This window comes from Clostridium sp. CM037 (assembly GCF_055081095.1).
The window spans coordinates 4,056,478-4,083,272 of record NZ_CM143650.1 but is presented as its reverse complement, the minus strand read 5'-3'; the positions used below and the strand labels follow the sequence as shown (position 1 = coordinate 4,083,272).

The following is a 26,795-nucleotide window of genomic DNA, read 5'->3' as shown; positions in this document are numbered from 1 at the left end:
AAGTGTATATTACGTAAAATATAGTTGCAGTAATATATACTTCTCTTATTGAGCAGGGGATTCGCGATTGTATATATCTGCATAGACTTTGAGAGTGCATTGTGCAGTGTTATGCCATGAAAATTTTTTGGCTCTTATTAATGCTTTAGAACTTAATTCTGATCTTAGAGCTTCATTACTTAATAAGTTACCTATGGCGAAAGACATCTCTGAGATATCATATGGATTTATTAAAATCCCACCGTCACCAACTACCTCGGGAATAGAAGTAAGGTTAGAAGCTATTACAGGAGTGCCGCAATTCATTGCCTCTAAAGGGGGGAGTCCAAAGCCCTCATAAAAAGATGGATAGATGAAAGTATCACAGCAATTATAGAAAAGTGGTAAATGATCTTCAGGTACAAAACCGATAAAAATAACATGCGAGCCTATTTTCAATTCATTCGCAAGTTTTATGAGTTTTTGACCGGAATCTTTATAGCCACCTACAATAACTAAATTATACTTTTTATTTAAATCTTTATATATTTTAGAAAAAGCAATTATGACAGAAGCCACATTTTTTCTTTCACTAAATCCTCCTAGGTAGAGTATAAAGGGATCTGTTAAATTATATACAGCTTTTAGGAAATTCCTACAGTGGACCTTATCTAAAGGAACATATTTTTTATCTGCAGCTAAAGGAGTTACAAAAATCTTACTTTCGTCTACTGGGAAAAATTTTAAAATATCGCGTTTAGAGAATTCGGATACAGTTATTATCCCATCAGAGCCTCCTATAATCATTGGCATCTCTTTTAAAAATTTCAGCAAATATCCTCGTCCTACTGTCTCGGGCATAACATATGGAATTAAATCATGTATCGTGACTACTTTCTTGCAAGTTATTTCCTGAGAAAAACCTATACCATTTTGGGGCATATGATATATGTCTATGTTTTCTTTTGAAATGTTTTCTGGAAAATAGTAATCTTCAAAAAATCTTTGATGCTTTTTAGAGGTCATTACTATTTTGCAGTTTTCTTTTTTTATAATTTCATAATTGTTGCCTGACCAAAAAACGTGGTAGTTATTCACATTATCTATGTTAATTAAATTTTTAAACACATTTTCCGTATAAGTTCCTATACCTGTTCCACTATAGAAATTGATGCCTCTAGCATCAATTGCAATCTTCATAGGTTTCACTCCTTAAAATTATTATAAAAACCCTATATTTATAATTATAAATTTCATTTGAAAGGCAATATATATTAATATATTGTTTTTACTTAAAAAGTGTGCTAATTATAAAAATATAATTAAGCACAAATTATTGAGAAAGTTCATATACTGCAATAGAACAATATTGCGGAGGCATGCATTTGGAAATCCAGGAAGTAAAGGAGACGGTTCAAGATAATTATTCTCTTTGTATTAATGATATAGTGAAAATAAAAAATGTTTACAGAATAGAAACTGAAAATGATATGTATTGCTTGAAAAGCATTAATTATGACTTTAAGCATTTTTTATTTATTGTTGGTGCAATAAAACATTTGCAGGGCAATGGTTTTGAAAATATACCGGAAATTATTGAGACTATCGATAACAAGGAGTATATAGCCATTGAGGATAAATACGCTTATTTAACACCTTGGCTAAAAGCAAGAGAATGCAATTATGATAATCCAGTGGAAATAAAATTATGTACCTCAAAGCTGGCAGAGCTCCATAAAAAAAGTTTGAATTTTAAAGTTACACCGGACATGTCGCCCAGAATAGGATGGCTTAAATGGATAGAAACTTTTAAAACTAGAGAAAGAGAAATATTAGATTTTAAAAGAAGAATAAGTAAAAAAAAATGCATTACGGAATTCGACAGCGATTATTTAAGAATAATGGAGGAAGAGCTTGCACGGAGCAATAGGTCCATAGAAAATTTATGTAAAAGTGAATATATAAGTAAGATGAAAGAAGAAATTAAACATAAGGGATTCTGCCATCATGACTATGCTCATCATAATGTATTATTAGATAAAAGTGGGGGCATGAATATTATTGATTTTGATTATTGCATTCTAGACACTCATTTACATGATTTAAGTAGCCTTCTAATACGGAGAATGAAAAATGGCAAATGGAGTCCTGAAAATGCGCTTTTTATAATGGAAGCGTATGATGATGCATTTCCAATATATAAAAGTGATATAGAAGTAATGGCAGCATTTATGGAATTTCCTCAGGAATATTGGCAAATAGGAATTCAATATTATTGGGAAAAAAAGGATTGGGGAGAAGAGTTTTTCTTAAGGAAACTCGAAAAAATGCGTGAGGATAGAGTGGATAAGCAAATTTTTATTGAGAAATTCATAAAAATAAAATATGGGAGGTAGTATTGTGGGGAAAAACAAAAAGGATGGGTGCATTGATGAGCTTGAAATTGACGTAATTGATCCGCAGGAATCCACTGTAGAGGAATATGATATAAGGCTCGAGAACATGGAAGAGGAAGTTAAAAAACTGAAAAAAATAAGAAAAAGGAAAAAGAAAATTAGTGAGCTTGAATTGCAGCAAAGAGAGATATTAAAGAAAATGGACAAAAATTATAAAAAGGTCAGATAGCACTTGGTTATTATATAACAATTGACTAATAGATTTAAATTGAGGTGGTGCGAGTGGCGATAAGCATCTATAATGAATTTTCAGATTATATGATGTTTAAAGGTGTTAAAAATGTAGGTGAAATTGAATCTAAGAACATAGACGTAACTGAAGAAGTAATAATAGAACAATTTCGTGCTATTTATGCTTTACATGAAAAATCTCTTGGATTTAATGGGTACCTAAGGAATAAGTTAAATAACAATACAGGGAAAATCATAGAGGATTATAAAATTTCTATTAAAAAGTTGGCCGGAGATATAAATAATATTATAAGATATGAACCGAAAAATTCATTTGAACAATTAATTGTTAAATATGGGAAGGAAGTTATAGATAGAGGGGAACAGTGTATAAGAGAAGTATACCAAGCCGATTATTTAGGGATTATAACAAGAAGCATGAGAAGAGGCGAAATATGCTTAGGAAATACAGATTTTAAAAATATTAGAAAAAATAATTTTATTGAAGTGGTTAGTTTTAAAGACTGTAATTACAATATGGTGGAAATGGATTGTTTCCTTTTGCTTAGTAAATTAAAAAGAAAAGGAGTGAAACTTGATTTTCATAATCTTGCTCAAGAGTTCTGCTACATTGAAGGGCTAGACACAAGTAGTTCAAAATTTTTAATAGCTTTAATTTCTTACCCTCATGAATTCATGAGATGTTGTAATAAGCATAGAGCAGGCAAAAAGAAGTGGAATGAAGAAAGGTTTTCTGAGAAACTTATAAAAGCTTTAATTCAAGATGGGGATTCATTAATTTAAGGTATTAATGCAATGATAAAAGAGGTGAGAACATGTTAGACGTTAGATTTAAAGATAAGGCTTATTTAAGTAAATATGATTTAGATGTAGATTTATTTAGCGAATTCGATCTAGTGGTTGATGATGTTATTCCAGTAAGAAAAGTATTCATACTTAATACTGATAAAGGTGATAAGGTTTTAAAAAAAGTAAACTATAGCATTTCCCAACTTGAATTTATTAATTATGGGATTGAGTATATTAGAAATAATAATTTTAATAGGATTATTGAATTCGAAAAGACAAAATCCAAACTCATATATGTCCCTTGGAAAAATGATATATATTGTATTATGAATTTAGTAGAAGGGAGAGAGTGCGAGTATAGTAACCCAGTGGATGTAATGCTCGCGTCTAGAGCAATAGCTGAGCTTCATAAGGCATCGGAAGGGCTTGTATATGAAGGTCCATTTGAAAGTTTACTCGCAAAAAATGAGCAACGGTACTTATGTGGTAGAATAATACAAAATTTTAAAAAAAAATTAAATGATCTTATGTTCTTTAAAAGCATAGCAACGAGAAATGAAAATAAAAATGAATTTGATTATATATTTCTAGAATATGAAGAATATTATGAGAAAAATATAATGCAAAGTATAGATATTCTAAGCGAATCAGATTATTACAATTTATGCAAGGAAAAAGAAAAAATTGTATTTTGCCATCATGATTTAGCTCACCATAATATATTGATTAATAGGGAAGATGTATATTTCTTAGACTTTGATTATGCAGTTATAGACTTAAAGGTGCATGATATTTGTAACTTTACAAATAAAGCCATCAAAAATTCTGCTTATGATATAGAAAAGGCCAATGGCATTTTAAATGAATATATCAAAGTATTACCATTAGATAATCGGGAATTAAAGGTATTGTATGGCATGCTTAGCTTTCCAGAGGACTTTTACAGTATAGCTAGAGATTATTATACAAGGAAAAAACAGTGGAGTGAAGAGGTGTTTTTAAGCAGATTAAAGAAGAAGGTGGAAGGCAGAGAAGACAGAGAAGGGTTTTTAGAGGCCTTTAAGAATCATTATAATTGTTAGTTTAAAAGCCCTGCATAGTTGTAAATACACTATGTGGGGCTTTTGTTTTGATAATTTGATAATAAAGACATTTATTTAAGTGTCCCTAATATATTTTGATAAGCACTTAGAGTAGTTGCAGCTGTATGTTCCCAAGTTAGGGTAGAGGCTCTTTTTAATCCTCTAGTTATTAGGGATTGTCTTAGGTCATTATCAAGGAGCACATTATACATTTTTTCACTTAAGGAATTAATATCATATGGGTTTACAAGTAAAGTTGAGTCCTTAACTATTTCAGGGATAGAGGTGGCGTTAGAGGCGATTACAGGAACGCCACAAGCCATTGCTTCAATTGGAGGTAATCCAAAACCTTCATAAAATGAAGGGTATACAAACAGCTCACAAGCGTTATACATGAAGGGAATATAGGTCATAGATATAAAACCTGGGAAAATTACTTTATCATCAATGTGTAAATCTTGTGCTCTTTTTTTATATATATCATATGATTTACCTTTGCTACCTGCAATGACTAATTTAATATCTTTTTTTAATTTTGGTAAAAGCAGACTAAAGGAATTTAGTAATCCGAGAATGTTTTTTCTGGGACTAAATCCTCCAATATAAAGAATATAGTCTCCTGTAATAGAGTAATTTTTTTCGATTATAGATTTACTAAGAGCTTTGTCATAAGGTTTATAAATATCTTCACTAGCTAAATAAGTGACATATATCTTTTCTCTTGGGTAGTTAAAAGCTTTAATAATATCTTCCTTTGAATATTCAGACACGGTAATTATGCCATCACATAAGGGAATGATATTGGGCAATTTTTCATTGAAAATTTTTAAATATTGCTCACCAACCGTATCTGGCATTTTATACGGAATAACATCATGTAGCGTAATAACGAAGGGACAGGTTTTCTTTGACGGCAGCCCAATGCCGTTTTGGGGAACGTGATATATGTCCAAAGATTTATCTGTTAATTTGTTAGGAATATTCACCTCATTCCAAAAGTTATTTTGACTATCTTGCTTAATGCTTTCTATATGAAAATTTTCTTTGAAGGGTATGGCAAGCTTACAGTCGTCAGGCACAAAAAGCGAATAATCATTAAAATTGTCTATTTTATTTAAAGAATTAATTAGCTGGTAAGAATAAGTTCCTATACCAGTTCCTCTATACCATTTTGCAGCTCTAGCATCAATTCCAATTTTCATTTTAAGACTCCTTAAATACTGATTTAATAGATGGATATATTTTATTATATTAAGCGAAAGCATAAATGTTGTTAAAACATACAAGAATTTATTCTAAAATGAAATATTAGTAATATAAATTATAGGGGGGGTGAGTAACATGATGAGGGAATTTGAAATTGAAAGACAATATGGTATTAAGATAGAAAGTATACGTCCCAATAAGGGAGTGTATTTTTTGAAGACGGATGACGGAGCTAAGTGTCTAAAGAAAATCAGTTACGGGACACAAAAACTTTTGTTTGTATATGGAGCCAAAGAGCATCTTGCAAAAAATGGATTTGACAAGGTTGATAGATATTTTTTAAATACTGAAGGAAATCCTTATGCACTAGTTAATGAAGATATTTATACACTATCAACCTGGATAGATGGTCGCGAATGTGATTTTCACAATGAGGAGGATTTAGTTGAGGCCGCAAAAGAATTAGCTTATATGCATATTGCATCCAAAGGATATGATCCACCAGAAAATAGTAAGTTAAAAACAGATCTTGGAAGATGGCCACATCTGATGGAAAAACGAATAAAGTCCTTTGATAAAATGCAAGGTATGATTAGAAAAAAGAAGAATTTTAAAACAGATTTTGATATGAATTATATCAGGAGTGTTGATGATCAAAAAGAATTAGCCAAAAGAGCTATGGCAATACTCGATGACTCTAGGTACTTTGACATATGTAGGCAAACAGAAGAAGAAAAAGGATTTTGCCACCATGATTATACTTATCATAATATTATTATAGATAAAAATAATGATGTTAATATAATTGATTTTGATTACTGCAAAAGAGAAGTAAAAGCATACGATTTATCTAATTTTTTGATCAAGATGCTTAAAAAGCAGGATTGGGACATAAAATATGCTGAAATAGTATTAGAGGCGTATAGCAGTGTAAATCCTCTGTTAGAAGAAGAGTACAGACTCATATATGCATTTTTAGTATTTCCACAACGATATTGGAGGCTTTGTAATAGATACTATTATAATGAAGTTACCTGGATTCAAAATACTTTTAACAAGAAGATGGAGGAGTTAATTTCTGAAAAAGAAAAGTATATGGCATTTATTGAAGAATATAAAAAAGTCTTCAATCAGAGGTAGAATAAACCATAGTATTTATTAAAGTTATGTAGATATAATGTTTACATAACTTTTTTTGATTTCACCTATTCACTATATTTTCATAATATATATTATGGGTTTAAATATGGAGGTGGTATTGTGAAAATAGGCGACATCGTAGTAAGAAAATCTTATGGCGGAGACATTACATTTAAAATAATAGATATTGTGCCAGGAGATAATGATGATGTGTATTTACTTAAGGGAATAAATTTAAGAATAGAAGCTGACTCTTTAAGTGAGGATTTAGAATTAGTAGAAGAAGATGCCATTTATGAAATTGATAAGGTTTTTAATAAAAAGGTAAATGCATCTATTAAAAGAGTATTAATGAATAGAATTAAAGGGAGCAGGGGAGACGGAGGAGCGGCTATAGATTTTAAAGGGAAAATTAAAGACTTGCAGTTAAAACAAGAAAAATACAAAGAGTACAAAAATAAAGATATGGTTTTTGGGAGACCCGGAAAAATACTACATGTTGATGGTGATGCAGAATATTTAGAAGTGTGCTTAAAAACTTATAAGCAGTTATCATTAAATGCTGTAGGGATGATAATATCAGAAAAAAATCAACCAAATGAAATAGTGAATTTAGTAAAAGAAGTTAAGCCGGATATAGTAGTAATAACAGGACATGATGGTATGGTAAAAGGAATAAATGATTATATGAATTTAAATAACTACAGAAATTCAAAGTACTTTGTAGAGGCGGTTATGGCTCTTAGATCTTATAATAGCAATTATGATGATTTAGTAATATTTGCAGGGGCATGTCAATCCTGTTATGAGGCAATTTTAGATGCTGGTGCTAATTTTGCTAGTTCTCCAAATCGCGTCTTAATCCATTGTTTAGACCCCGTTTTAGTTTCTGAGAAGATTGCCTATACAAATATAGAAAATGTTGTAGCTATAGAAGATGTTATACAGAACACTATAACAGGATTAGATGGGATAGGTGGATTACAAACTAGAGGAAAGTATAGAGAGGGGTTTCCTAAGTCTAAGTATATATAGGTGCGTAGGTTATCTTCAAAAATTTTACTAGAATGCTAGTTATTTTATTTTAAGTACTTAAACAAACTATCATAGATTGTATTAAAAATGGTAGGTAAGTATAATACATTAGTGATTTATAAGGTAAATGCTCATAAAATAGATAATAATTAATTATGCGACGAATAATCGATGAAAATGAATTTTGTTAACATAAAATCAACATTGACAAAATTGTTATAGTAGTGATAAAATATAAAGCTTACTTGACAAAGAGGAATATATGATATATAATGTAAAGTGTGGAAAGAGGGTGTTTGCTTTGGAAAAAATAAATGTACTGACTTCAATAAAAGATGAAATTGAAAGTCATGTTGGCGAAAGAGTAACATTAAAAGCTAATGGTGGAAGAAGAAAGATTCTTGTGGATAATGGAGTTATTGAAAAGACTTATCCAAATATTTTTGTTATTAGATTAGAAAAAGACACCCACAGGACAGTGACGTATAGTTATTCAGATGTTTTGACAAAAACAGTTCAAATAGTTTTTGCAGGATAAAACGATACTGTATCATAGTATCGTTTTTTATATTTATAAATAGAGAATAGGCATATGAAAACAAATAACAAATAACAAATAACAAATAACAAATAACAAATAACAAATAACAAATAACAAATAACAAATAACAAATAACAAATACTAGCTTGGGAGTTATTTTCATGTGACTGATATAAGATTAACAGAGCATATATTAAAGGGAATGCATTGGGTTATTAATAACTATGTATTCCCTTTAATATATGGTTTTTTATTATGTTTAAAATGTATTACCGATTTTGCGCAAAAAATAGTAATATATACTTTTTTCTTTTTTATTAGAGAATTATGTTGAATTTTGCAATACGAATAAAAGTATTAAATATCATATTTAAGTGACTATTTCTATATATATTAATAGTAGGTATTTTAGGAGGGTAACAACCTATAAGTGGTACCCCAATAGAAATACGAGGAGGCATAATGTGGAAATAAATTTGAAAAGAGAAAACATAGAGTATGAACAATTGTTAGGAGAAAATTCTGTTGATACAGTAGTGAAAGAAGAATATGTAATACCGGATACTCATCCTGATGTTAAGGAAATTCTTATGTTAGATGTTAAAGCCTTAATAAATTCTAAAGAAATAATTCAAGATAAGGTATATTTAGAAGGCGAAATTCAATATAATGTACTTTATATTACAAAAGGTCAAGAACGTACTGATGTGGAGAACGTTGTATATAGTTCAAAGTTCTCAAATACAATAGATATAATGGGCGCGATGCCTGAAATGCTTTGTGATGCTGAATGTTTTGTAGAACATATGGAGTGTAGAATAGTTAATGAGAGGAAAATATGTCTAGAGGGTATTTTAAAATCAAAATCTGAGGTATATAAAAATTTCAATTTCCAAATAGTTAAGGATATTGAAGCAGTTAAGGATATTCAATATTTAAAAAATCCTACGAGTATAGATAAAGTCATAAGGAATTTTAATGGTGAGCTTATTGGAAAGGCTAATATAAAAGTTCCAATGGAGAACCCAGAAATTGCTAAAGTTATAAAATGTGATGTTAATATTCATAAGAAAGAAGTGAAATTGTACGAAGGAAAAATTCAAATAAATGCTTATGCAGTTATTAATATGATATATAAGGGCAAAGATAGCAGGGAATTAATTTATATTGGGCATGAGGTTATGCTAAATAAAGAGTTAGATTTTCAAGATGTGAATCCTTACATGGATCAGTATACAGACTTTAAGGTAGATGCTATGGAATATGATATTAAGGAAGATGATTTGGGAGAAAAAAGAATTATTGATGTAGAGTTTTTGATAAAAACTAATACGAGAGGCATGCACAAAGAGGAAGTGGATATGATTGAAGATGTATATTCACCGACTACAAAGCTTGAGATGGATAAAAAGGATTATGGACTTAATGTAATGCAAGGACAATTATTAACGGAGACATTAGTTAAAGGAGATATAGAACTAGATAGCAGCAAGGGTAAGCCTAGCAAGGTCATTATGTGTAATGCCACCGTTTGTGTAACAGATAAAAAGGTGATTGAGGATAAGGTTATAATTGATGGCATAATGAATGTAACTATATTATATAGAAGTGATGATGAAGAAAAATATCTTTCCGCTGTGACTGATGAGATCCCTTTCAGCTGTGGTGCGGATATATTAGGTGCTAAGATAAATATGAGCAGCATGTGTAAAGTTTCACTCGAAAATATAAATGTAGATATTGAGGCAGCGAATATGGCTGTTAGGGCTGTGGTGAAAGTATATGTAAGAGTAAATTATATGGTACAGAAAAAATTTTTAGTTGATGTTTATCCAATAGAAGGGGAGGCGCCTAAGAAAAAAGCTAGTGTTACTATTTATGTAGTTCAATCGTCAGACACCTTGTGGAAAATAGCTAAAAAATATAATACAACAATGCAAGAAATTGCAAGAGTGAATCAAATAGAAGACCCTAATATTATAAAAGTTTCACAAAAACTTATAATACCAGGTAGAATAATCATATAAAAAATAATATGGCTGACTGAAAATTGATTTTATAAATTAGTTTTCAAGTAGCCCTAACCCCTATGTGGTATAAATAACACATAGGGGTTTTATTGTGTTTGGCATAGCATTTTTTAAATTATAGGTAGCAATATTAAATTTGTTGTAATATACTGATTTTATTAACAATGTTTCACAAGAAATGATTCATCTTATATAAACCTTGGAATCCCTTAAGGGGGGGCTGAACAATTATTAATTGAATTGCTTTTGTGAATTATCAATAAAGAGTTGGAGGAAAATCATGTTAGTAAAAGCTTATGGAAAAATAAACATATCTTTAGATATAGTAGGTAAAAGAGAAGATGGATATCATTTACTGAAAATGGTTATGCAAAATGTAGATCTATATGATTCTATGTCCTTTCAAAAATGTAACAAGGGTATTAATATAAGCTGCAATAAGCCGTACATACCTACAGATGATAAGAATTTAGTATATAAGGCTGCAAAACTTTTTATGGACACTTATGATATTAGCGAAGGTATAAATATATATCTTAAGAAAAATATTCCTGTAGCAGCAGGTATGGCAGGTGGGAGTGCGGATGCAGCAGCTGTTTTTAAAACATTGAATCAAGTATTCAAAATAGATGTAGATGACAATGAACTTATGAAGTTAGGTGTCCAAATAGGTGCAGATGTCCCTTATTGTATAACAGGGGGGACTGCCTTGTGTGAAGGCATAGGAGAAATTATTACCCCGCTCGCGCCTTTTAAAAATTATATTTTAGTATTGGTTAAGCCAAATTTTGGAGTATCTACTAGGGAGGTTTTTAAAAACTTAGATATTAGTAAAATTTTTAAGCATCCAGATACAAATGCATTAATAAAAGCTATGGAACAAGAAAAATTAGCAGATGTATGCAGTAGTATGAAAAATTTACTTGAAAATGTTACACTAAGAAAATATCCAGTTCTCAAAAGAATAAAAGAAGATATGGTTAAAATGGGTGCAATGGGTTCAATGATGAGCGGAAGCGGACCGACGATATTTGCTTTTTTTGATGACATGTTAAAAGCTCAGAGATGCTATGATAAATTTAAAATTCAATATAAAGAAGTATATATAACAAGAACGATATAAATATAATTTTATAGTGAAATATAAGAACGTGTAAAAACCCTTTGTGGTTTTTGCGCGTTTTTATATTTATATAAGTGAATATTTTCTACCAGTGTCGTAAAAGCTAGTTAAAACAAAGTAGAGTCAAGTTGCTTAATCATAAAGTTTATATTGTTTTGATAATTATACTAAAATAGGGAGTAGAAGTATGAGAGTTTTAGAGTTGTTTGATATCTATTTTCTTATAATGATGGTAGTTCAAGGCGCCGTTGTACTTGCTGTGGATGTGAGAAACTTTAAGAAATCTGGAATGGGAATTATTAGTAAAAAAGCGCGTGTCTTAGGATGGCTTGCAATTATTACAGCTATCGTTCTATTTACACTGAGGTGGATATTTTAACGACATTTCAGAAGGAAAGTTTCCCGCTTCTATAAATGGGAGTTATATGTCCTAGTAAATAGAAAACTTCAGTAGAGGTATAAATCTCCTGCTGAAGTCGTTAATGCATTTTCTACGAATATGTTGCAGCGACCCAGGAGATGAGTTAAGGCTATAGTCGATCAATACATATAAGGAAGTGAAGGATATGAAAGAGAGCATTAATGATAAAATTGAACTTGATGCAGGAAAAAATATAGAGTACTTAAAAGAACTTTTACAAGATAATTCGGATGTTATTTTTAGAATTTTTAATGTGGGAGAGTGGAAAGCCGCATTAGTTTACATTGATGGAATGGCAAATAACCAGCTACTCAATCATTATGTATTAGAGCCATTAATGTTATGGTCAAAGGGGATAGAGAATGTAGAGGAAATAAAAGACACTGTACTTGCAGTGACTGATATGCGGGAAGTGAAAAAATTAAGTGAAGGAGTTAATGCTGCCCTTTCTGGGGACACATTAATGTTTATAGATGAACTAAATTGCGCATATGTTATTGCTACCCGAGATTGGCCTGCTAGAGGGGTAGGTGATCCATCTGGTGAAACGGTAATTAGAGGAGCGAGAGAAGGATTTACAGAAACTATAAGATTCAATACGGCATTAATTAGAAGGCGAATTAGAGATACAAAGCTAAGAATTAAACCTAAAGCTATAGGAACTAGATCGAAAACCGATGTGGCTATTATGTATATTGACGATATAGTAAATAAAGAAGTACTTCAAGAACTTGAGGATAGAATAGAAAGAATAAACATCGATGCAGTTTTTGATAGTGCTTACATCGAGCAGCTAATAGAGGATAATAAATATTCTCCATTTCCTCAAATACAAAGTACAGAGAGACCAGACGTAGTAGCAGCAGCTTTATATGAAGGTAGAGTAGCATTGGTTGTAGATAATTCTCCTTTTGCAATTGTTGTTCCAGCTACATTACCTAATTTATTTCAATCCCCAGATGATTATTATCAAAGGTGGATGCATAGTTCTATGGTTAGAGTTATTAGAATGCTTTCTATATTTATTTCTCTTACTGCACCAGCACTTTATGTAGCAATTACCTCTTTTCATACAGCTATAATACCTACTAAATTAGCTTATGCTATAGCAGCTTCTAGGGAAGGAGTGCCATTTCCTGCATTTGTAGAGGCTATAATTATGGAATTATTTTTAGCGCTTCTTATGGAAGCTGTGGTTAGATTACCGAGGCCCATTGGAGCTACTATTGGAATAGTAGGAGGACTTGTTATAGGGCAATCTGCAGTGAGTGCGGGAATAGTTAGTCCAATTATGACAATTATTGTGGCAATTACAGCTATTACTACATTTGTAACTCCTAATTATGAAGTTACTACAGCTTTTAGACTTGTCAGGTTTCTGCTTATTATTGCGGCGGCAATTGTAGGATTTTATGGAATAATGATTGGGCTCATTATACTTCTAATTCACCTAGTTAGGATGAAAAGTTTTGGAATACCTTATTTAGCGCCAGCGGTGGATATTAACATTAAGGATTTAAAAGACATGTATATTAGAGCGCCAATATCTTCTCTAAAAGAGAGGCCTAAATATATGAAAACGGGAGATAAGATAAGACAAAAATAATTTGTACATCTTTTATGTGGAGGCTAAAGGGATATTATGAGAGATAAAAAGATAATTGGAGACTTTGGGTTGTTTACTACTGTAGTGGTAGCTATAGTAGGCGTAGGGATATTTTCCAGCCCAAGAGAAGTCATAGATAAAGTAGGTAGTGACGCGTGGATAGTTACTTTAGCCGGCGGAATAGTTGTTTTTTTATTACTGTATCTTATGTACATGGTTATGGATAAAAACGATTTTGAAGAACTTACAAATATATTGCAGAATAATTTTGGAAAGCTTCTTGGAGGCATATTTGGGATTACATTTGCAATTTATAGTATATTTATTGCTTCTCTTGGAATGAGGGAGTTTGCTGAAGTAATTAAATTACATTTATTAAGGCGAACTCCTACAGAATTTATTTTGATGATTACTATTTTAACAGGAACTTACTTAGTTAGAGGTGAAATATGTGATTTAGTTAAGTTTAATGAAATTGTATTTTGGATTATGTTTATTCCCGCTTTTACAGTTTTCATACTTATCGCAATAAATGCAGATTTTACAAATTTATTACCAGTACTTAATAATAGACCGTCCGATTACTTTAGGGCTTCTAGGTATATTTTATTCTGTTTTGGTGGGATTGAAATAGCCTACCTTATCCTCCCTTATGTTAAGAATAAGAGCAATTTACCCCGTGTGTTAAAAAAGAGTATTATGTTTGTAACAATCTTTTATCTAATTGTAATGATACTTGTTTTAGCGGTTTTCTCTAAATCGCAGAGTAGAATTTTATTATGGCCAACTATTTCCATGATAAGATCATTATATATACCAGGTTCATTTATAGAACGGTGGGAAGGAATAGTAATGGCGTTCTGGATATTTTTTTATTTCGCCACCTTTGTTAATGCTTATTTCTTTTCAGGGGAGATTGTAAAAAATGTATTTAAATTGAAAGATATTAAACTATCTTCACTTTTAATTATGCCTATTATTTATGTCGTAGCACTATATCCACAAAATATAGCAGAACTTTATGCTTTGCAATTTAAAACGACACCAGTTATATTAACGGCGATATTTCTTTTTCTACTCTTGCCGATACTCATCTTATTGGTAGGTAAATGTAAAAGTAAGGGTAAAGGGGGGCGGAAAAGTGCGGATGAAATTTAAGAAGGTTTTACCGGTTATCTTAAGCTGTATGTTGCTTAGCGGATGCTGGGATAAAGTAGAAATAGATAGGCTTAATTTCATATCTACTATAGCTGTTGACGCAGGGGAAGATATTGATAAAGAAAAGGAATTAAAAAGTATTAATCCGGAAGAACCATTTGCTGAGGCGAAGATTAAAAAAATTGATGTAACTTATGGATTTCCAGACATGAGTGTGATAGGGGGGGATAAAGGTGGGAGTCCACAGGAAAAATACATTAATACTCAGGCATCCTCTATGGAGGATGCTGCGTCAGAAGCCATAGCTAAAAGTAGTAGAGAGATATATATGGGGCATGCTAAGTTACTTATATTAAGCGATGATGTATTAAAATATAAAGATACTGTCAAAGAAATTGTGGATTATATGCAACGAAATCCTAGCATAAATAGAATGCTTCAGGTAGTTGTTTCGGAAGGCATAGCTGAAGACTATATAAAATTTAAACCTATGACAGAAAATAGCACCCAATATTATATTTCTGGACTTATGGATAACAGTAAGAGAAATTCTAGAATTATGAGCATAAATTTAAATGAATTTCTTATTCTTTTAAGCGAAAATGGAAGTGCGTTACTACCTAGAATTACTTTAGATAAGGGAAAAAAAGAATTGATTTTAACTGGCGCTGCTATAATTAAAGATTATGAATTAAAAGGATATTTTACGCCAATTGAGCTGATGGATATCCAATTGTTAAGTGGGAAGTTTAAAGCTGGTAAAAAAGTTATATACATGGAAGGACACCCTGTTGATTATATAATAGACGGATATGAAAGGAAAATGAAAGTTACGCAGGAAGGAGGTAAGTTAGCTATTGATATAGATATAAGCCTTGAGGGTCAGCTGGGTGGCTATTATGTAGGTAAAAAAATACTTGAAAAAGGTGAGTTGCAAAGACTGCAAAATACTTTTAATAAGTCAATTAGTGAAGAATGTGAAAAAAACATGGGAATTGCTATAAAAAAATTTGAGATAGATCCATTTGGAACCCGTGAAAATATTGAAAAATTTAACCCTTCGTTATGGAACAAAATAGAAAAGGATTGGGATGGGAAATATAAAAATGCAACAGTAAATGTGACTGTTAATACTAAAATTCGAAGAATCGGAGCAGTTCAATGAATAAAATTGCATAATATGTTAATACTTTTAATGTGAATCATTATATCCGGGGGGGATAAACATGAAAAAATTTATATTAACAAGCATTACCATAATTATTTTAATTTCCATAGCTTTAAATACAAATAATATGAGTGGAAAAGTAAACCAAAGTGATGTTGCTGGTAAACTTATAAGGTTTCATGTAATAGCTAATAGTGATGACAAAACAGATCAAAAGTTAAAATTAAAAGTAAGAGATTCTGTTTTAAAATATATATCACCAAAACTTAAGGATTGCAAGAGCATAGAAGAATCAAGAAAGATTATAAAGAATGAAAATAAAAACATTAAAAAAATTGCGGAAACGGTTATAAAGAAAAATGGGTTTAAATATTCCGTAGCGTCGACACTTTCAGAGGAAAACTTTCCAGTTAAAACCTACGGAAATATAACTTTGCCTCAAGGTAAATATGAGGCTTACAGAATTATTATTGGAACTGGCACAGGCCAAAACTGGTGGTGTGTTATGTTTCCGCCATTATGTTTTGTAGATATTACTAAAGGAAATGTATCATATGAAAAAACGGAAAAAGAAATGAAAACAGTATTGTCGGATGATGAGTATAATTTGGTAGATAATACTGTAAATAATAAAAAAATAGTTGTTAAATTTAAAATTGGCGAGATTTTTAACAAATTATTTAGTTGAAAAAATATCTAGAAGACTACTAGGAGGATAATAATTATTATCCCCTTATGAAGAATACCGGGAGGGAAACATATGAAAATGCTAAAGAAAAGAATTTTGTATACAAGTGTTGTAACTATAATTGTTGTATTTTCAACTACTTTTGCTATACTAATGTTTTTGGAAAGATTAGATTATAGAAATTATCTTCAAGGTCAATATAGTAAAAATATGTATGAACTTGTTAGTTCTGTACAAAATATAAGGGTAAACCTAGGTAAATCTGCTATTGTGGGGTCTAGGGAACAGAGCATAGTAGTCTTTGAAGAAATATTTAGACATTCAGCCACCGCAAATGATAAATTACATTCGTTGCCACTCGAACAATCAGTTATTTCGGATACTAGTGAATTTTTAACTCAAGTAGGAGATTTCTGCTACACTTTAGGCAAAGCATCATCAGAAGGAAAGGAACTTAATGATAAGGAATATGAATTAATTGACAAATTAGAGATACAATCGTATACGCTCCAGGAACAATTAAATGGAGTGCTTTCTGAAATAAATGAAGGTAAAGTCAAATGGGGAGAGATTAGGAAAAAAAGTAGTGGAGTATTTGCAAAAGAGGGTAAGAGCCTTGTGACTGAAAAATTCACGGGTATACAAAAACAAATAGTTCAGTATCCAGCATTAATTTATGATGGGCCTTTCTCAGATAATGTATTAGAAATAAAGCCTAAAATAATGTCCCAAAAGGAAGTAAGCGAAAAAGAAGCAATCAAGATAATAAAAAATATATTTGGAGAAGACAAAATTGAAAGCATTGAAAGTAACCCACAAGAAGGGAAGACTAAAATACCTGCTTACAACTTTCATGTAGCATTTAAAGGTAGAGATAAAGGTGATGGTAAAGCAGTAATAGAAGTAAGTAAAAATGGAGGTAGAATAGTATATTTATTAGATAATAGGGCTATAGGAAAACCAACGTTGAATGCTGATAAGGCAATACAAAGTGGAAGTAAGTTTATTAGTAAAATAGGATATAAAAATATGGAGTCTACATACGTGCTGAATTATGATAATACAGTAGTGGTAAGTTATGTGTATAAACAAGGAGAAGTGGCGATTTACCCAGATCAAGTAAAGCTTAAGATTGCGCTAGACGATGGTAGTATTATAGGAATTGAATCTGAAAAATTTCTAATTTCTCATGTTGAAAAAAGGAAGAACGTTAAACCAAAAGTAACAGCAGCAAAAGCGCAAGAAAAGGTTGGTAAAAGGCTGAAAATAAATAAAAGTAGTTTGGCTGTCATACCAACGGAGACTAATAAAGAAGTATTGTGCTATGAGTTTTTAGGGTTATATAAGGAGAAAAATTTTATAGTGTACATTAATGCTGATACTGGTTATGAAGAAAGAATAATGGAAATAATAGACACGCCTAATGGCAAGTTAACTATTTAGTATAATAAAAGGTTAAGAGGACGAAAATATTACATGTAGTCAATTAAAGAGAGGATATATGTGCGATTTATGCACGTATATCCTCTCTTTAATTAAGTTGTTTCAACGACGTTTCAGACGGGAAGTATCCCACTTCTATAAGTGGAGTATAAATCTCCTTCTGAAGTCGTCAATTCATCTTCTTCGAAGCTATGCAGCGACCCAGGAGATGATTTAATTTGCCATTATAATTTCAAGTGGCGTTATTAGAGAAAGTGAGTTTTGAAAATTAAAGGTAAGTTGTAAAATGAAATGACCATAGAACAAAAAATAAAGACTCAAGAGAAAAAATCTTGTACAATGTTAAGTGACTAAACCAACACAAGTACAGGAGGATTTCAAATGAGTCAATCAAATTTTATCACAGAGAACAAAAAAGGTAAACACCTAACATATGAGGATCGTATAAAGATAGAGACATTATACAAAATGGGGCTAAATTCAAGCTGTATTGCGGAGCAAATAGGTGGACGTTCAGAGCGTACAATAAGGCGTGAAATTGCTAAAGGAATAGTAGAATTATTGAATAGTGATTTAACCACTCGAATGGAATATAGCGCAGAAATTGGGCAGTCAGAACATGACAGACAAGGCACAGCAAAAGGGCCTGCATTGAAAATAGGGAAAGATCACAAATTGGTGAAGTACTTAGAAAAAGCCATTGGTAAATATGGCGAATCTCCGTATGCAGCTATTCAAAATATAACAAATAAAGATCTACAATTCGAAACAACTATTTGCTTCAAAACTGTGTATAACTATTTGGATAATAATTTATTCTTAAACATAAGTAACAAAGATCTGCCTGTTAAAAAGAATGCCAAAAAGAGAAACTATAAAAAAATAAGGCCGGCGTATAACAATACCAAAGGGACAAGCATATCAGAAAGACCTACAGCGGTAGCTGCACGTGATGAGATAGGGCACTGGGAAATGGACACCGTAGTAGGAAAGCAGGGTACAAAGACTGTATTAATGGTGTTAAGCGAAAGAGTAACTCGCAAGGAGTTAATCTTTAAAATACCTTCTAAATCACAGGTCGCTGTTGTGAAGGAATTGGACAAATTGGAGCGTAAAATGGGAATGGCATTCTCAAAAACATTTAAAACAATCACCTGTGATAACGGCTGTGAGAACCTTGATTTCGAGGGTATTGAGACCTCAGTAAGGAATAAACAAAAGAGAACTAAAGTATATTATGCCCATCCATATAGTTCATGGGAACGAGGCACAAACGAGAATATCAATAAAATGATACGACGATTTATCCCAAAAGGTGTGGATATTTCAGCATTCTCTAAAAAACAAATTATGCAAATACAGCACTGGATCAACAATTATCCAAGAAGGATTTTTAACGGTCTATCTGCTAATATGATGGAACGGAAAACCATTACAACTTAACATTATATTTTTCTTGAAAATTTCGGACATTTTATATTGCAATCTACAGTTTTGAAAATTAAAATACAAAGGAATAGATAAAAATGATATAATATGATATAATACTAAAAAAATTTAGTATTACATACTAAAAAACTAGTTTTTAATACTAAATTTATTTGGAAAATGGTTACTATGGTTATAAGGAGTGAGCGTTAATGAAAAAGAAGATAGCAGTGTTATTTGGTGGTCAGTCCACAGAACATGAGGTTTCGAGAATGTCAGCAACATCAGTATTGAAAAATATTGATCAAACAAAATATGATATATACCCTATAGGAATAACTAAGGATGGGCTATGGTTTGAATATACTGGTGAATTAGATAACATAGAGAATGGTGAATGGGAAAAGGACGAATATTATAAGAGGCCAGAGGGACAAAAAATTATATTTAATAAAGAGGTGGATGTAGTATTCCCAGTATTGCATGGTTCGTTTGGAGAAGATGGAACTATTCAAGGTATGTGCAAATTATCCAATATTCCTTGCGTGGGTCCCGGAGTAATGTCCTCTGCTATTTGCATGGATAAAGTATATACAAAATACTTATTAGAAAAATTCAATGTAAAGCAAGCTGATTATGTGGTAATAAATTCGAGCGAACATGCAAAAGACAAAGAAATATTAATAGAAAAGATAGAAAAAAAATTGGGCTATCCAGTATTTATTAAACCGTCTAATGGAGGGTCCTCTGTAGGTATAACAAAAGCACACAACAAATATGAATTAATGCTTGGAGTAGAAGAAGCTCTAAAATATGATAGAAAAATTTTAGTTGAACAGGCCATTAATGCAAGGGAAATTGAGGTTGCTGTAATAGGGAATGATTATCCTGAGGCGGCTATTCCGGGAGAAGTAATCCCCGCAAAAGAATTTTATGATTATGAAGCTAAATATAAAAACGAGGAATCTAAACTTTTAATACCTGCAGCGCTCTGTGAAGCTAAGCTACAGACCATTAAAGATGAAGCTATAAAAATTTATAAAATACTAGATTGTGCTGGAATGGCAAGAGTGGATTTCCTAGTGGATAAAGAAACAGAAGATGTTTATTTAAATGAAGTTAATACTATACCGGGTTTTACTCAAATAAGTATGTACCCTAAAATGTGGCAAGCTACAGGGAAAACTTATGTGAAGCTTATTGATGAACTTATTGAATTGGCTATCAATAGGAACAATAAATAGTAGTTTTAACGACATTTCAGCTCCGCAGGAGATGGTATAATAGGAATTATTAAAATACAGTAAAGAGAGGTATTGCTTATGACAACAGCTTTGGCTATGATTTCTGGAGGCCTTGATAGTATATTAGCAGCAAAACTTGTAAAAGATCAGGGAATAGAAGTCATTGGGATATGCTTTAAATCACACTTTTTCAATGAGGAAAATGCATTGAAAATCGTTAAACAAATAGATATACCATTAGAAGTTATAGACTTTTCAAATGAACATTTTGAAATGGTAAGAAATCCAAAACATGGATATGGGAAGAATGTGAATCCTTGTATCGATTGCCATGCTATGATGATGAGATATAGTGGAGAGCTATTAGAGAAATTTCATGCGGATTTTATTATAACAGGAGAAGTGTTAAATCAAAGACCTATGTCGCAAAATAGATCAGCTTTAGATATAGTGAAAAATGAATCGGGCATAGGAGATAAAATCTTAAGGCCATTATGCGCTAAGAATCTTAATCCAACTCAAATGGAGATTGAAGGGTTGATAGATAGAAATGCTCTTTTGGATATAAAAGGGAGAAGCAGAAAGACTCAAATGGAACTAGCACAAATGTGGGGTATTCTAGAGTATCCATCACCTGCTGGTGGATGTAAACTTACGGAGCCTAACTATTCTATAAGACTTAAGGACCTCTTCGAGTACAAAGAAGATATATCAAAAAAAGATCTAGAATTATTAAAAATAGGAAGACATTTTAAGGTATCTAAGGAAGCTAGGATTATATCTACAAGAACCCAGGAAGAGGGGGAATTATTAAAACAACTTTTAACGCAGGAAGATTTAGTATTCTTATCTGCGGATTATAATGGGTCTACTGTTGCTATAATTGGAAAAGAGACAAATGAAGATATTGAATTTGCAGCTAAAATTGCGGGGAGATATTGTAAGGGTAAGGATGAAAAAAATATATCTATTAGTTATGGCAGTTATGATCAGCCTTTAAATAAATTTATAGATATAACACCTGCAACTGATGAAGAAATAAACAACTACATTTTAAAATAGCGAGGGGTAAGGTTATGAAGAAAAACGCAATAATTTCAGTTGTTAGCAAACAAGCTGACAATGAAGATGATGGTGAAGCAATTGAGGTGGTGACACCGGGTAAATTTTATAAAGAAGATGATTGCTATTATGCAGTATATGAAGAGACCGAGATTTCAGGAATGAAGGGAACTACTACTACTTTAAAAATTGATGAAGAAAAGTTTACACTTATAAGAACAGGAACTACTAATACTGAAATGAAATTTAAAAAGTATGTAAGGGACTTAACTTTATACAATACGCCCCATGGAGCATTAGATCTTACTGTGGATACTAAGGAGTTAAAGATGAATGTGGACGATAACGGCGGAGATGTATTTATAGATTATGATATGATAATAGGGAATCAACAAGTTTTAAGTACGACTTTGCAAATTAACATTAAAGCACAATAAAAATAAAGGATATGTTCTAATTTTAGAACATAGCCTTTATTAACATGATACACTTTTTTTTTTTAAAACAAGTTAAAGTTATGTGTATAGTTTTTGTGTATAAGTGTCAATAATTTAAGTGACAACATAATATATAGAAAATCTAGGAGTGATTTAATGTTAAAAAATATTAATTATGAGAAGATAATAGAAGCTATTTGTTACGTTAAAGGCATAAAAAGTCATGAATCATTAAAAATATTAAAAGACAGAGAGTGTAAGTATATTTTATTCTTATTATTAAAAAAGTATAAATGTGGAGATGAAGAAAGCGCTTATAAGAATTTTCTGATTTCAAACAAAAGAGCTGCTAATTATGGGTTAAAAAAAGCAGAGGAACGATTTTTCATTAATAAAGAATTTAGAGAGAGGTATTTCGAAATAGAAAACATATTAGATGGAGAAAACTAGAAATATAAATATTTGAGATTTTACATAACAAAACTCCAAAAAAAAAAAAACAAAAAAACACTGGTGAATGACAAAAAAATATGCTAAAATATTATTATTATTTTAATAATAAATACGCCATTATACCATACTATTCAATTTATAGGGTAATTCCTATTATAGAATTATAAAGAACATTTGTCAAGTTATTTTTTTATAATAGTTAAATAACTATGATTGATTTATGATAATGTCTTACTATACCACATTTGATTATGTCCCAAATATGAAAACATTGTATAATAAACCTCATGACTAGAAATGAGGTGCCGATAATGAGAAAGGTGAATTTAACTATGGAAGAAATAGATAAGTACTCTACTATAAAAAAATTAGTAGAAACAGATGGAAATAAAAAGCGAGCAGCTATAGCTCTCAATTGTTCAGTTAGGCATATTAACAGAATGGTTAAGGGATATAAAGAAAGTGGAAAGGAATTCTTTATTCATGGTAATCGAGGGCGGAAGCCCTCACATGCCCTCACTGTTAATACAAAGCAGTTAATCCTGGATTTATACCGTACCAAATACTCTGAAGCCAATTTTACTCACTTTTCTGAATTACTAAAAAAACATCACAATATAACGGTTTCTACTAGCACTATTCACTCTATCCTTATACAGGATTTCATCCTGTCCCCTAAGGCGAAGCGTGCTACAAGAAAAAGGATCAAGGCAGAATTAAAAGAACTACAAAAAACAACTAATTCTATTAAAGAAATTGCTGAAATTCAAAGTTCCATAATTGCTGCCGAGGATGCACATCCTAGACGTCCAAGATGTGCTTATACAGGTGAAATGCTTCAAATGGATGCTTCGGTACATCTTTGGTTCGGTAATGAAAAAAGTCAGTTGCATATCGCTGTAGATGATGCCACTGGCGCTATTATGGGGGCTTATTTCGATCCACAGGAAACTTTAAACGGATACTATCATGTACTACACCAAGTGCTTACTGACTATGGTATTCCCTACATGTTATTCACTGATAGACGTACTGTATTTGAATATAAACAAAAAAAATCCCCTTCAGTTGAAGAGGACACATTTACACAGTTTAGCTATGCGTGTAAACAATTGGGTATAGAAATTAGAACCAGTAGTGTTGCACAAGCCAAGGGACGCGTAGAAAGAATGTTTCAGACGTTACAATCACGCCTCCCCTTGGAAATGCGACTAGCTGGTATAAACACAATTGAGCAAGCAAACGAATTCTTAAACTCCTACATAAAAGAATTCAATGCTCAGTTTGCATTACCTGTTGATGATATCAAATCTGTCTTTGAAATGCAACCAGATAATGAAAAAATCAACTTAACTCTTGCCGTATTGACTAGTAGGAAGGTAGATAACGGAAGCTGTATCAAATTTAAAAAGAATTACTATTTACCTATAGATTCCAATGGTCATCCTGTACATTATCGCAAAGGAACATCTGGAATGGTAATTCAGGCATTTAGTGACGAGATTTTCTTGTGTGTAGATGAAAAGGTTTATGCGCTAGATTTATTACCAGGGCATAAACTTTCCTCTAAGAACTTTGATTTAGTTGTTCCAAATGACCAACCTAGAAAACGCTACATACCACCAATGAGTCATCCTTGGAAACAAGATTCTTTTGAGCGGTATCTAAATAAACAGGCTCACCGCAGCGATAATGTAGCATAGGAACACTAAAAATCTGTTCATTTTAGATCTTTGAAAAAGACAATCTTCTAAGGTTTATTAAGTGAACCCAAAACATATCTCAATAATAGATTAAGAAACTGGCCAATGGAAGCAAAAGCTAATAAAATCAAATTGACAAAAATAACTGGATTCCCATTCACTAGCTACGCTAATATAAATGGAAGGATTCTTGCATACCCTCAAAAACAATTTTTCAGTTTTAATGACATTTCAGAAGGAGATGCTTTAATGCATCAAAAATTATAAGCCTACGGCTAAAAGATATTTAGGAAAGATTTTAGGAGAAATTTCAAAGTAACTAAATAATCTTATATCCAGTTTGCACAACATGCATTAGGTAATCAAAATCAATGTAAAAGCACCAGAAAAACTGGTGCTAATGTTTTAAATATTTTGGGACATTTTCAAAAATGCTTGACAGTTATTTTTTTATAATAGTTAAATAACTTATAATGAGCAATAAAACATAGGGGGAGTAATTATGAGTGCTAAGTACATATTTGTTACAGGGGGAGTAGTGTCATCTTTAGGGAAAGGAATAACAGCAGCTTCGTTAGGAAGGCTTTTAAAAAATAGAGGGTTAAAGGTTTCTATTCAAAAATTTGACCCATATTTAAATATGGACCCGGGCACCATGAGTCCATATCAGCATGGTGAAGTTTTTGTTACGGATGATGGTGCGGAAACAGATTTAGATTTAGGGCATTATGAGAGATTTATTGATGAGAACTTAAGCAAGAGTAGTAATGTAACCACAGGGAAAGTATATTGGTCAGTCATATCAAAAGAGAGGCGAGGGGACTATTTAGGTGGTACAGTGCAAGTAATCCCACATATAACTAATGAGATAAAAGAAAGGGTCTATCGAGTAGCTAAAGAAAAAGACGTAGATGTTGTTATAACTGAAATCGGTGGAACTGTTGGAGATATTGAGTCTTTACCTTTTTTAGAGGCTATAAGGCAGGTGAAATATGAGGTAGGAATAGAGAATGTTTGCTTTATCCATGTTACATTAGTGCCATATTTAAGAAAGGCCGGAGAACTTAAAACCAAGCCAACCCAACATTCTGTAAAAGAATTGAGAAGTATAGGCATTCAGCCAGACATCATAGTATGTCGTTCTGAGAAGGAGATATCTGATGATTTGAAGTCTAAAATAGGTCTGTTCTGTAATTTGGAGGCGAACTGCGTAATTCAAAACTTGGATGCTGAGAATTTATATGAAGTGCCACTTATGCTTCACAAAGAAGGATTAGATACCCTAGTGTGTAAAAAATTAAAACTTACTTGTCATGAAATAGATAATAGTGCGTGGATTAATATGGTAGATAAATTAAAGGGTTTATCTGGAAATGTAAAAATAGCTTTAGTAGGAAAATATGTAGAACTTCATGATGCATATATTTCTGTTGTTGAGGCATTGAGTCATGGAGGTCTTTTTAATGATTGCAATGTAGAAATTAAATGGGTAAATGCCTGCGATGTAACTTCAGAGAATGCAAGTGAAATATTGGAAGATGTTGACGGAATATTGGTGCCTGGCGGATTTGGTGATAGAGGAATTGAAGGCAAAATACAGGCAACTCGATATGCTAGAGAGAATAAAGTGCCGTTCTTTGGGATATGCCTTGGTATGCAATGCGCTGTTATAGAATATGCAAGAAATGCGTCGGGACTCAAAACCGCTAATAGTTCAGAAATCGATGCGCAGACGAAGTATCCAGTAATAGATTTAATGCCAGACCAAAAAGATTTAGATGAAAAAGGAGGTACAATGAGACTAGGGCTATATGCATGTAAATTAGCAAAAGATTCTAATGCTTACGAAGCGTACAAAGATGAAGTAATATATGAAAGACATAGGCATAGATATGAATTTAATAATGAGTATAGAAAAGAAATGATTGATGCAGGACTTTTGCTTACAGGAACAAGTCCCGATGAAAAATTAGTAGAAATAGTTGAAGTTAAAGATCATCCTTGGTTTGTTGGGGTTCAGTTTCATCCAGAACTTAAATCTAGACCTAATAAACCACATGTATTATTTAGTGCATTTATTAAGGCCTCGCTTAATAAATGATATAGTTAAAGGGTTGTGAGTAACACAAGCAGCCCTTTATTTTTTTACTCCATAACAAATTATTAAACAATTTTAAATTATAATAATTTTTATATAAAACTTACTAATAGTTTCAATTTAAATTTAGCAGGAATTTAGTTAAATTTATAGAATTTAGTATTAAACACTATAGGCAAGAAAAATGGATTTGTTTTAACGACATTTCAGAAGGGAAGTCTCCAACTTCTATAAGTGGGAGTTCCATACTATAACAAAGAGAAAACTTCAGTGGGGGTATAAAATCTACTTCTGAAGTCGTTAATATTTCAGC

Annotated in this window: 25 protein-coding genes; 23 read left to right on the top strand and 2 right to left on the bottom strand. The window is 31.6% G+C overall.

Going from position 1 to position 26,795, the window contains the following annotated elements:
* Nucleotides 1–45: 45 nt before the first annotated feature.
* Nucleotides 46–1,179: a glycosyltransferase family 4 protein gene (locus ACWJKP_RS19555; protein ID WP_165413258.1), complete on the bottom strand. Its 1,134-nt coding sequence runs from the start codon at nt 1,177–1,179 to the stop codon at nt 46–48.
* Nucleotides 1,180–1,364: 185 nt separating this feature from the next.
* Between ACWJKP_RS19555 and ACWJKP_RS19550 the strand changes: the two genes are divergently transcribed.
* Genes ACWJKP_RS19550 through ACWJKP_RS19535 form a run of 4 tightly spaced genes read left to right on the top strand, consistent with a single transcriptional unit; the run spans nt 1,365 to nt 4,498 of the window.
* Nucleotides 1,365–2,375, top strand: a complete 1,011-nt coding sequence (locus ACWJKP_RS19550) for a CotS family spore coat protein (protein ID WP_165413257.1) — start codon at nt 1,365–1,367, stop codon at nt 2,373–2,375.
* Between the two features lie 4 nt (nt 2,376–2,379).
* Complete coding sequence (locus tag ACWJKP_RS19545) at nt 2,380–2,604, top strand: hypothetical protein (protein WP_165413242.1); 225 nt, start codon at nt 2,380–2,382, stop codon at nt 2,602–2,604.
* Between the two features lie 53 nt (nt 2,605–2,657).
* Nucleotides 2,658–3,410, top strand: a complete 753-nt coding sequence (locus ACWJKP_RS19540) for a protein kinase family protein (RefSeq protein WP_165413256.1) — start codon at nt 2,658–2,660, stop codon at nt 3,408–3,410.
* Between the two features lie 32 nt (nt 3,411–3,442).
* Nucleotides 3,443–4,498, top strand: a complete 1,056-nt coding sequence (locus tag ACWJKP_RS19535) for a CotS family spore coat protein (RefSeq protein ID WP_165413255.1) — start codon at nt 3,443–3,445, stop codon at nt 4,496–4,498.
* A gap of 71 nt (nt 4,499–4,569) precedes the next feature.
* On the opposite strand, the gene ACWJKP_RS19530 is transcribed toward ACWJKP_RS19535, so the two are convergent.
* Nucleotides 4,570–5,700, bottom strand: a complete 1,131-nt coding sequence (locus tag ACWJKP_RS19530; protein ID WP_165413254.1) for a glycosyltransferase family 4 protein — start codon at nt 5,698–5,700, stop codon at nt 4,570–4,572.
* Nucleotides 5,701–5,839: 139 nt separating this feature from the next.
* Between ACWJKP_RS19530 and ACWJKP_RS19525 the strand changes: the two genes are divergently transcribed.
* From ACWJKP_RS19525 to ACWJKP_RS19435, 19 genes are all read left to right on the top strand, one after another.
* Nucleotides 5,840–6,844 (top strand): CotS family spore coat protein, encoded by a 1,005-nt coding sequence (locus ACWJKP_RS19525; protein ID WP_165413253.1) that lies wholly within the window; start codon nt 5,840–5,842, stop codon nt 6,842–6,844.
* A 120-nt stretch (nt 6,845–6,964) separates the two neighbouring features.
* Nucleotides 6,965–7,879 (top strand): sporulation peptidase YabG, encoded by a 915-nt coding sequence (gene yabG, locus ACWJKP_RS19520; RefSeq protein ID WP_165413252.1) that lies wholly within the window; start codon nt 6,965–6,967, stop codon nt 7,877–7,879.
* Between the two features lie 262 nt (nt 7,880–8,141).
* Nucleotides 8,142–8,417, top strand: a complete 276-nt coding sequence (locus ACWJKP_RS19515; RefSeq protein WP_369811873.1) for a Veg family protein — start codon at nt 8,142–8,144, stop codon at nt 8,415–8,417.
* Nucleotides 8,418–8,884: 467 nt separating this feature from the next.
* Complete coding sequence (locus ACWJKP_RS19510) at nt 8,885–10,447, top strand: DUF3794 and LysM peptidoglycan-binding domain-containing protein (RefSeq protein ID WP_165413251.1); 1,563 nt, start codon at nt 8,885–8,887, stop codon at nt 10,445–10,447.
* Between the two features lie 283 nt (nt 10,448–10,730).
* The gene (gene ispE / locus ACWJKP_RS19505; protein WP_165413250.1) at nt 10,731–11,573 is read left to right on the top strand and encodes a 4-(cytidine 5'-diphospho)-2-C-methyl-D-erythritol kinase; all 843 of its coding nucleotides are present in this window, start codon (nt 10,731–10,733) and stop codon (nt 11,571–11,573) included.
* A gap of 187 nt (nt 11,574–11,760) precedes the next feature.
* On the top strand, nt 11,761–11,952 hold the full coding sequence (locus ACWJKP_RS19500) for a CLC_0170 family protein (protein WP_165413249.1): 192 nt from the start codon (nt 11,761–11,763) through the stop codon (nt 11,950–11,952).
* 187 nt (nt 11,953–12,139) lie between these two features.
* On the top strand, nt 12,140–13,600 hold the full coding sequence (locus tag ACWJKP_RS19495) for a spore germination protein (RefSeq protein ID WP_165413248.1): 1,461 nt from the start codon (nt 12,140–12,142) through the stop codon (nt 13,598–13,600).
* A 36-nt stretch (nt 13,601–13,636) separates the two neighbouring features.
* Nucleotides 13,637–14,758, top strand: coding sequence for a GerAB/ArcD/ProY family transporter (locus tag ACWJKP_RS19490; protein WP_165413247.1), 1,122 nt, complete (start codon nt 13,637–13,639; stop codon nt 14,756–14,758).
* Nucleotides 14,748–15,923, top strand: coding sequence for a Ger(x)C family spore germination protein (locus ACWJKP_RS19485; RefSeq protein WP_165413246.1), 1,176 nt, complete (start codon nt 14,748–14,750; stop codon nt 15,921–15,923). Before ACWJKP_RS19490 ends, ACWJKP_RS19485 begins: the two co-directional genes overlap by 11 nt.
* A gap of 61 nt (nt 15,924–15,984) precedes the next feature.
* Nucleotides 15,985–16,614: a stage II sporulation protein R gene (gene spoIIR / locus ACWJKP_RS19480; protein WP_165413245.1), complete on the top strand. Its 630-nt coding sequence runs from the start codon at nt 15,985–15,987 to the stop codon at nt 16,612–16,614.
* 72 nt (nt 16,615–16,686) lie between these two features.
* On the top strand, nt 16,687–18,057 hold the full coding sequence (gene ypeB, locus ACWJKP_RS19475) for a germination protein YpeB (protein ID WP_165413244.1): 1,371 nt from the start codon (nt 16,687–16,689) through the stop codon (nt 18,055–18,057).
* A gap of 381 nt (nt 18,058–18,438) precedes the next feature.
* Nucleotides 18,439–19,500 (top strand): IS30 family transposase, encoded by a 1,062-nt coding sequence (locus tag ACWJKP_RS19470; protein WP_224578705.1) that lies wholly within the window; start codon nt 18,439–18,441, stop codon nt 19,498–19,500.
* 197 nt (nt 19,501–19,697) lie between these two features.
* A complete protein-coding gene (locus ACWJKP_RS19465) occupies nt 19,698–20,729 on the top strand; it encodes a D-alanine--D-alanine ligase family protein (protein WP_165413040.1) in 1,032 nt (343 codons plus the stop codon).
* A 78-nt stretch (nt 20,730–20,807) separates the two neighbouring features.
* Nucleotides 20,808–21,791 (top strand): tRNA 4-thiouridine(8) synthase ThiI, encoded by a 984-nt coding sequence (locus ACWJKP_RS19460; RefSeq protein WP_165413041.1) that lies wholly within the window; start codon nt 20,808–20,810, stop codon nt 21,789–21,791.
* 14 nt (nt 21,792–21,805) lie between these two features.
* Nucleotides 21,806–22,228, top strand: coding sequence for a YwiB family protein (locus ACWJKP_RS19455; protein WP_165413042.1), 423 nt, complete (start codon nt 21,806–21,808; stop codon nt 22,226–22,228).
* 156 nt (nt 22,229–22,384) lie between these two features.
* Nucleotides 22,385–22,678, top strand: a complete 294-nt coding sequence (locus ACWJKP_RS19450) for a ribose-5-phosphate isomerase (RefSeq protein WP_165413043.1) — start codon at nt 22,385–22,387, stop codon at nt 22,676–22,678.
* Between the two features lie 335 nt (nt 22,679–23,013).
* Nucleotides 23,014–24,384: an ISNCY family transposase gene (locus tag ACWJKP_RS19445; protein ID WP_462961669.1), complete on the top strand. Its 1,371-nt coding sequence runs from the start codon at nt 23,014–23,016 to the stop codon at nt 24,382–24,384.
* A 105-nt stretch (nt 24,385–24,489) separates the two neighbouring features.
* Nucleotides 24,490–24,651 (top strand): hypothetical protein, encoded by a 162-nt coding sequence (locus ACWJKP_RS19440; RefSeq protein WP_165415094.1) that lies wholly within the window; start codon nt 24,490–24,492, stop codon nt 24,649–24,651.
* A 235-nt stretch (nt 24,652–24,886) separates the two neighbouring features.
* Nucleotides 24,887–26,485, top strand: coding sequence for a CTP synthase (locus ACWJKP_RS19435; protein ID WP_462961355.1), 1,599 nt, complete (start codon nt 24,887–24,889; stop codon nt 26,483–26,485).
* The last annotated feature ends 310 nt before the right edge of the window (nt 26,486–26,795 follow it).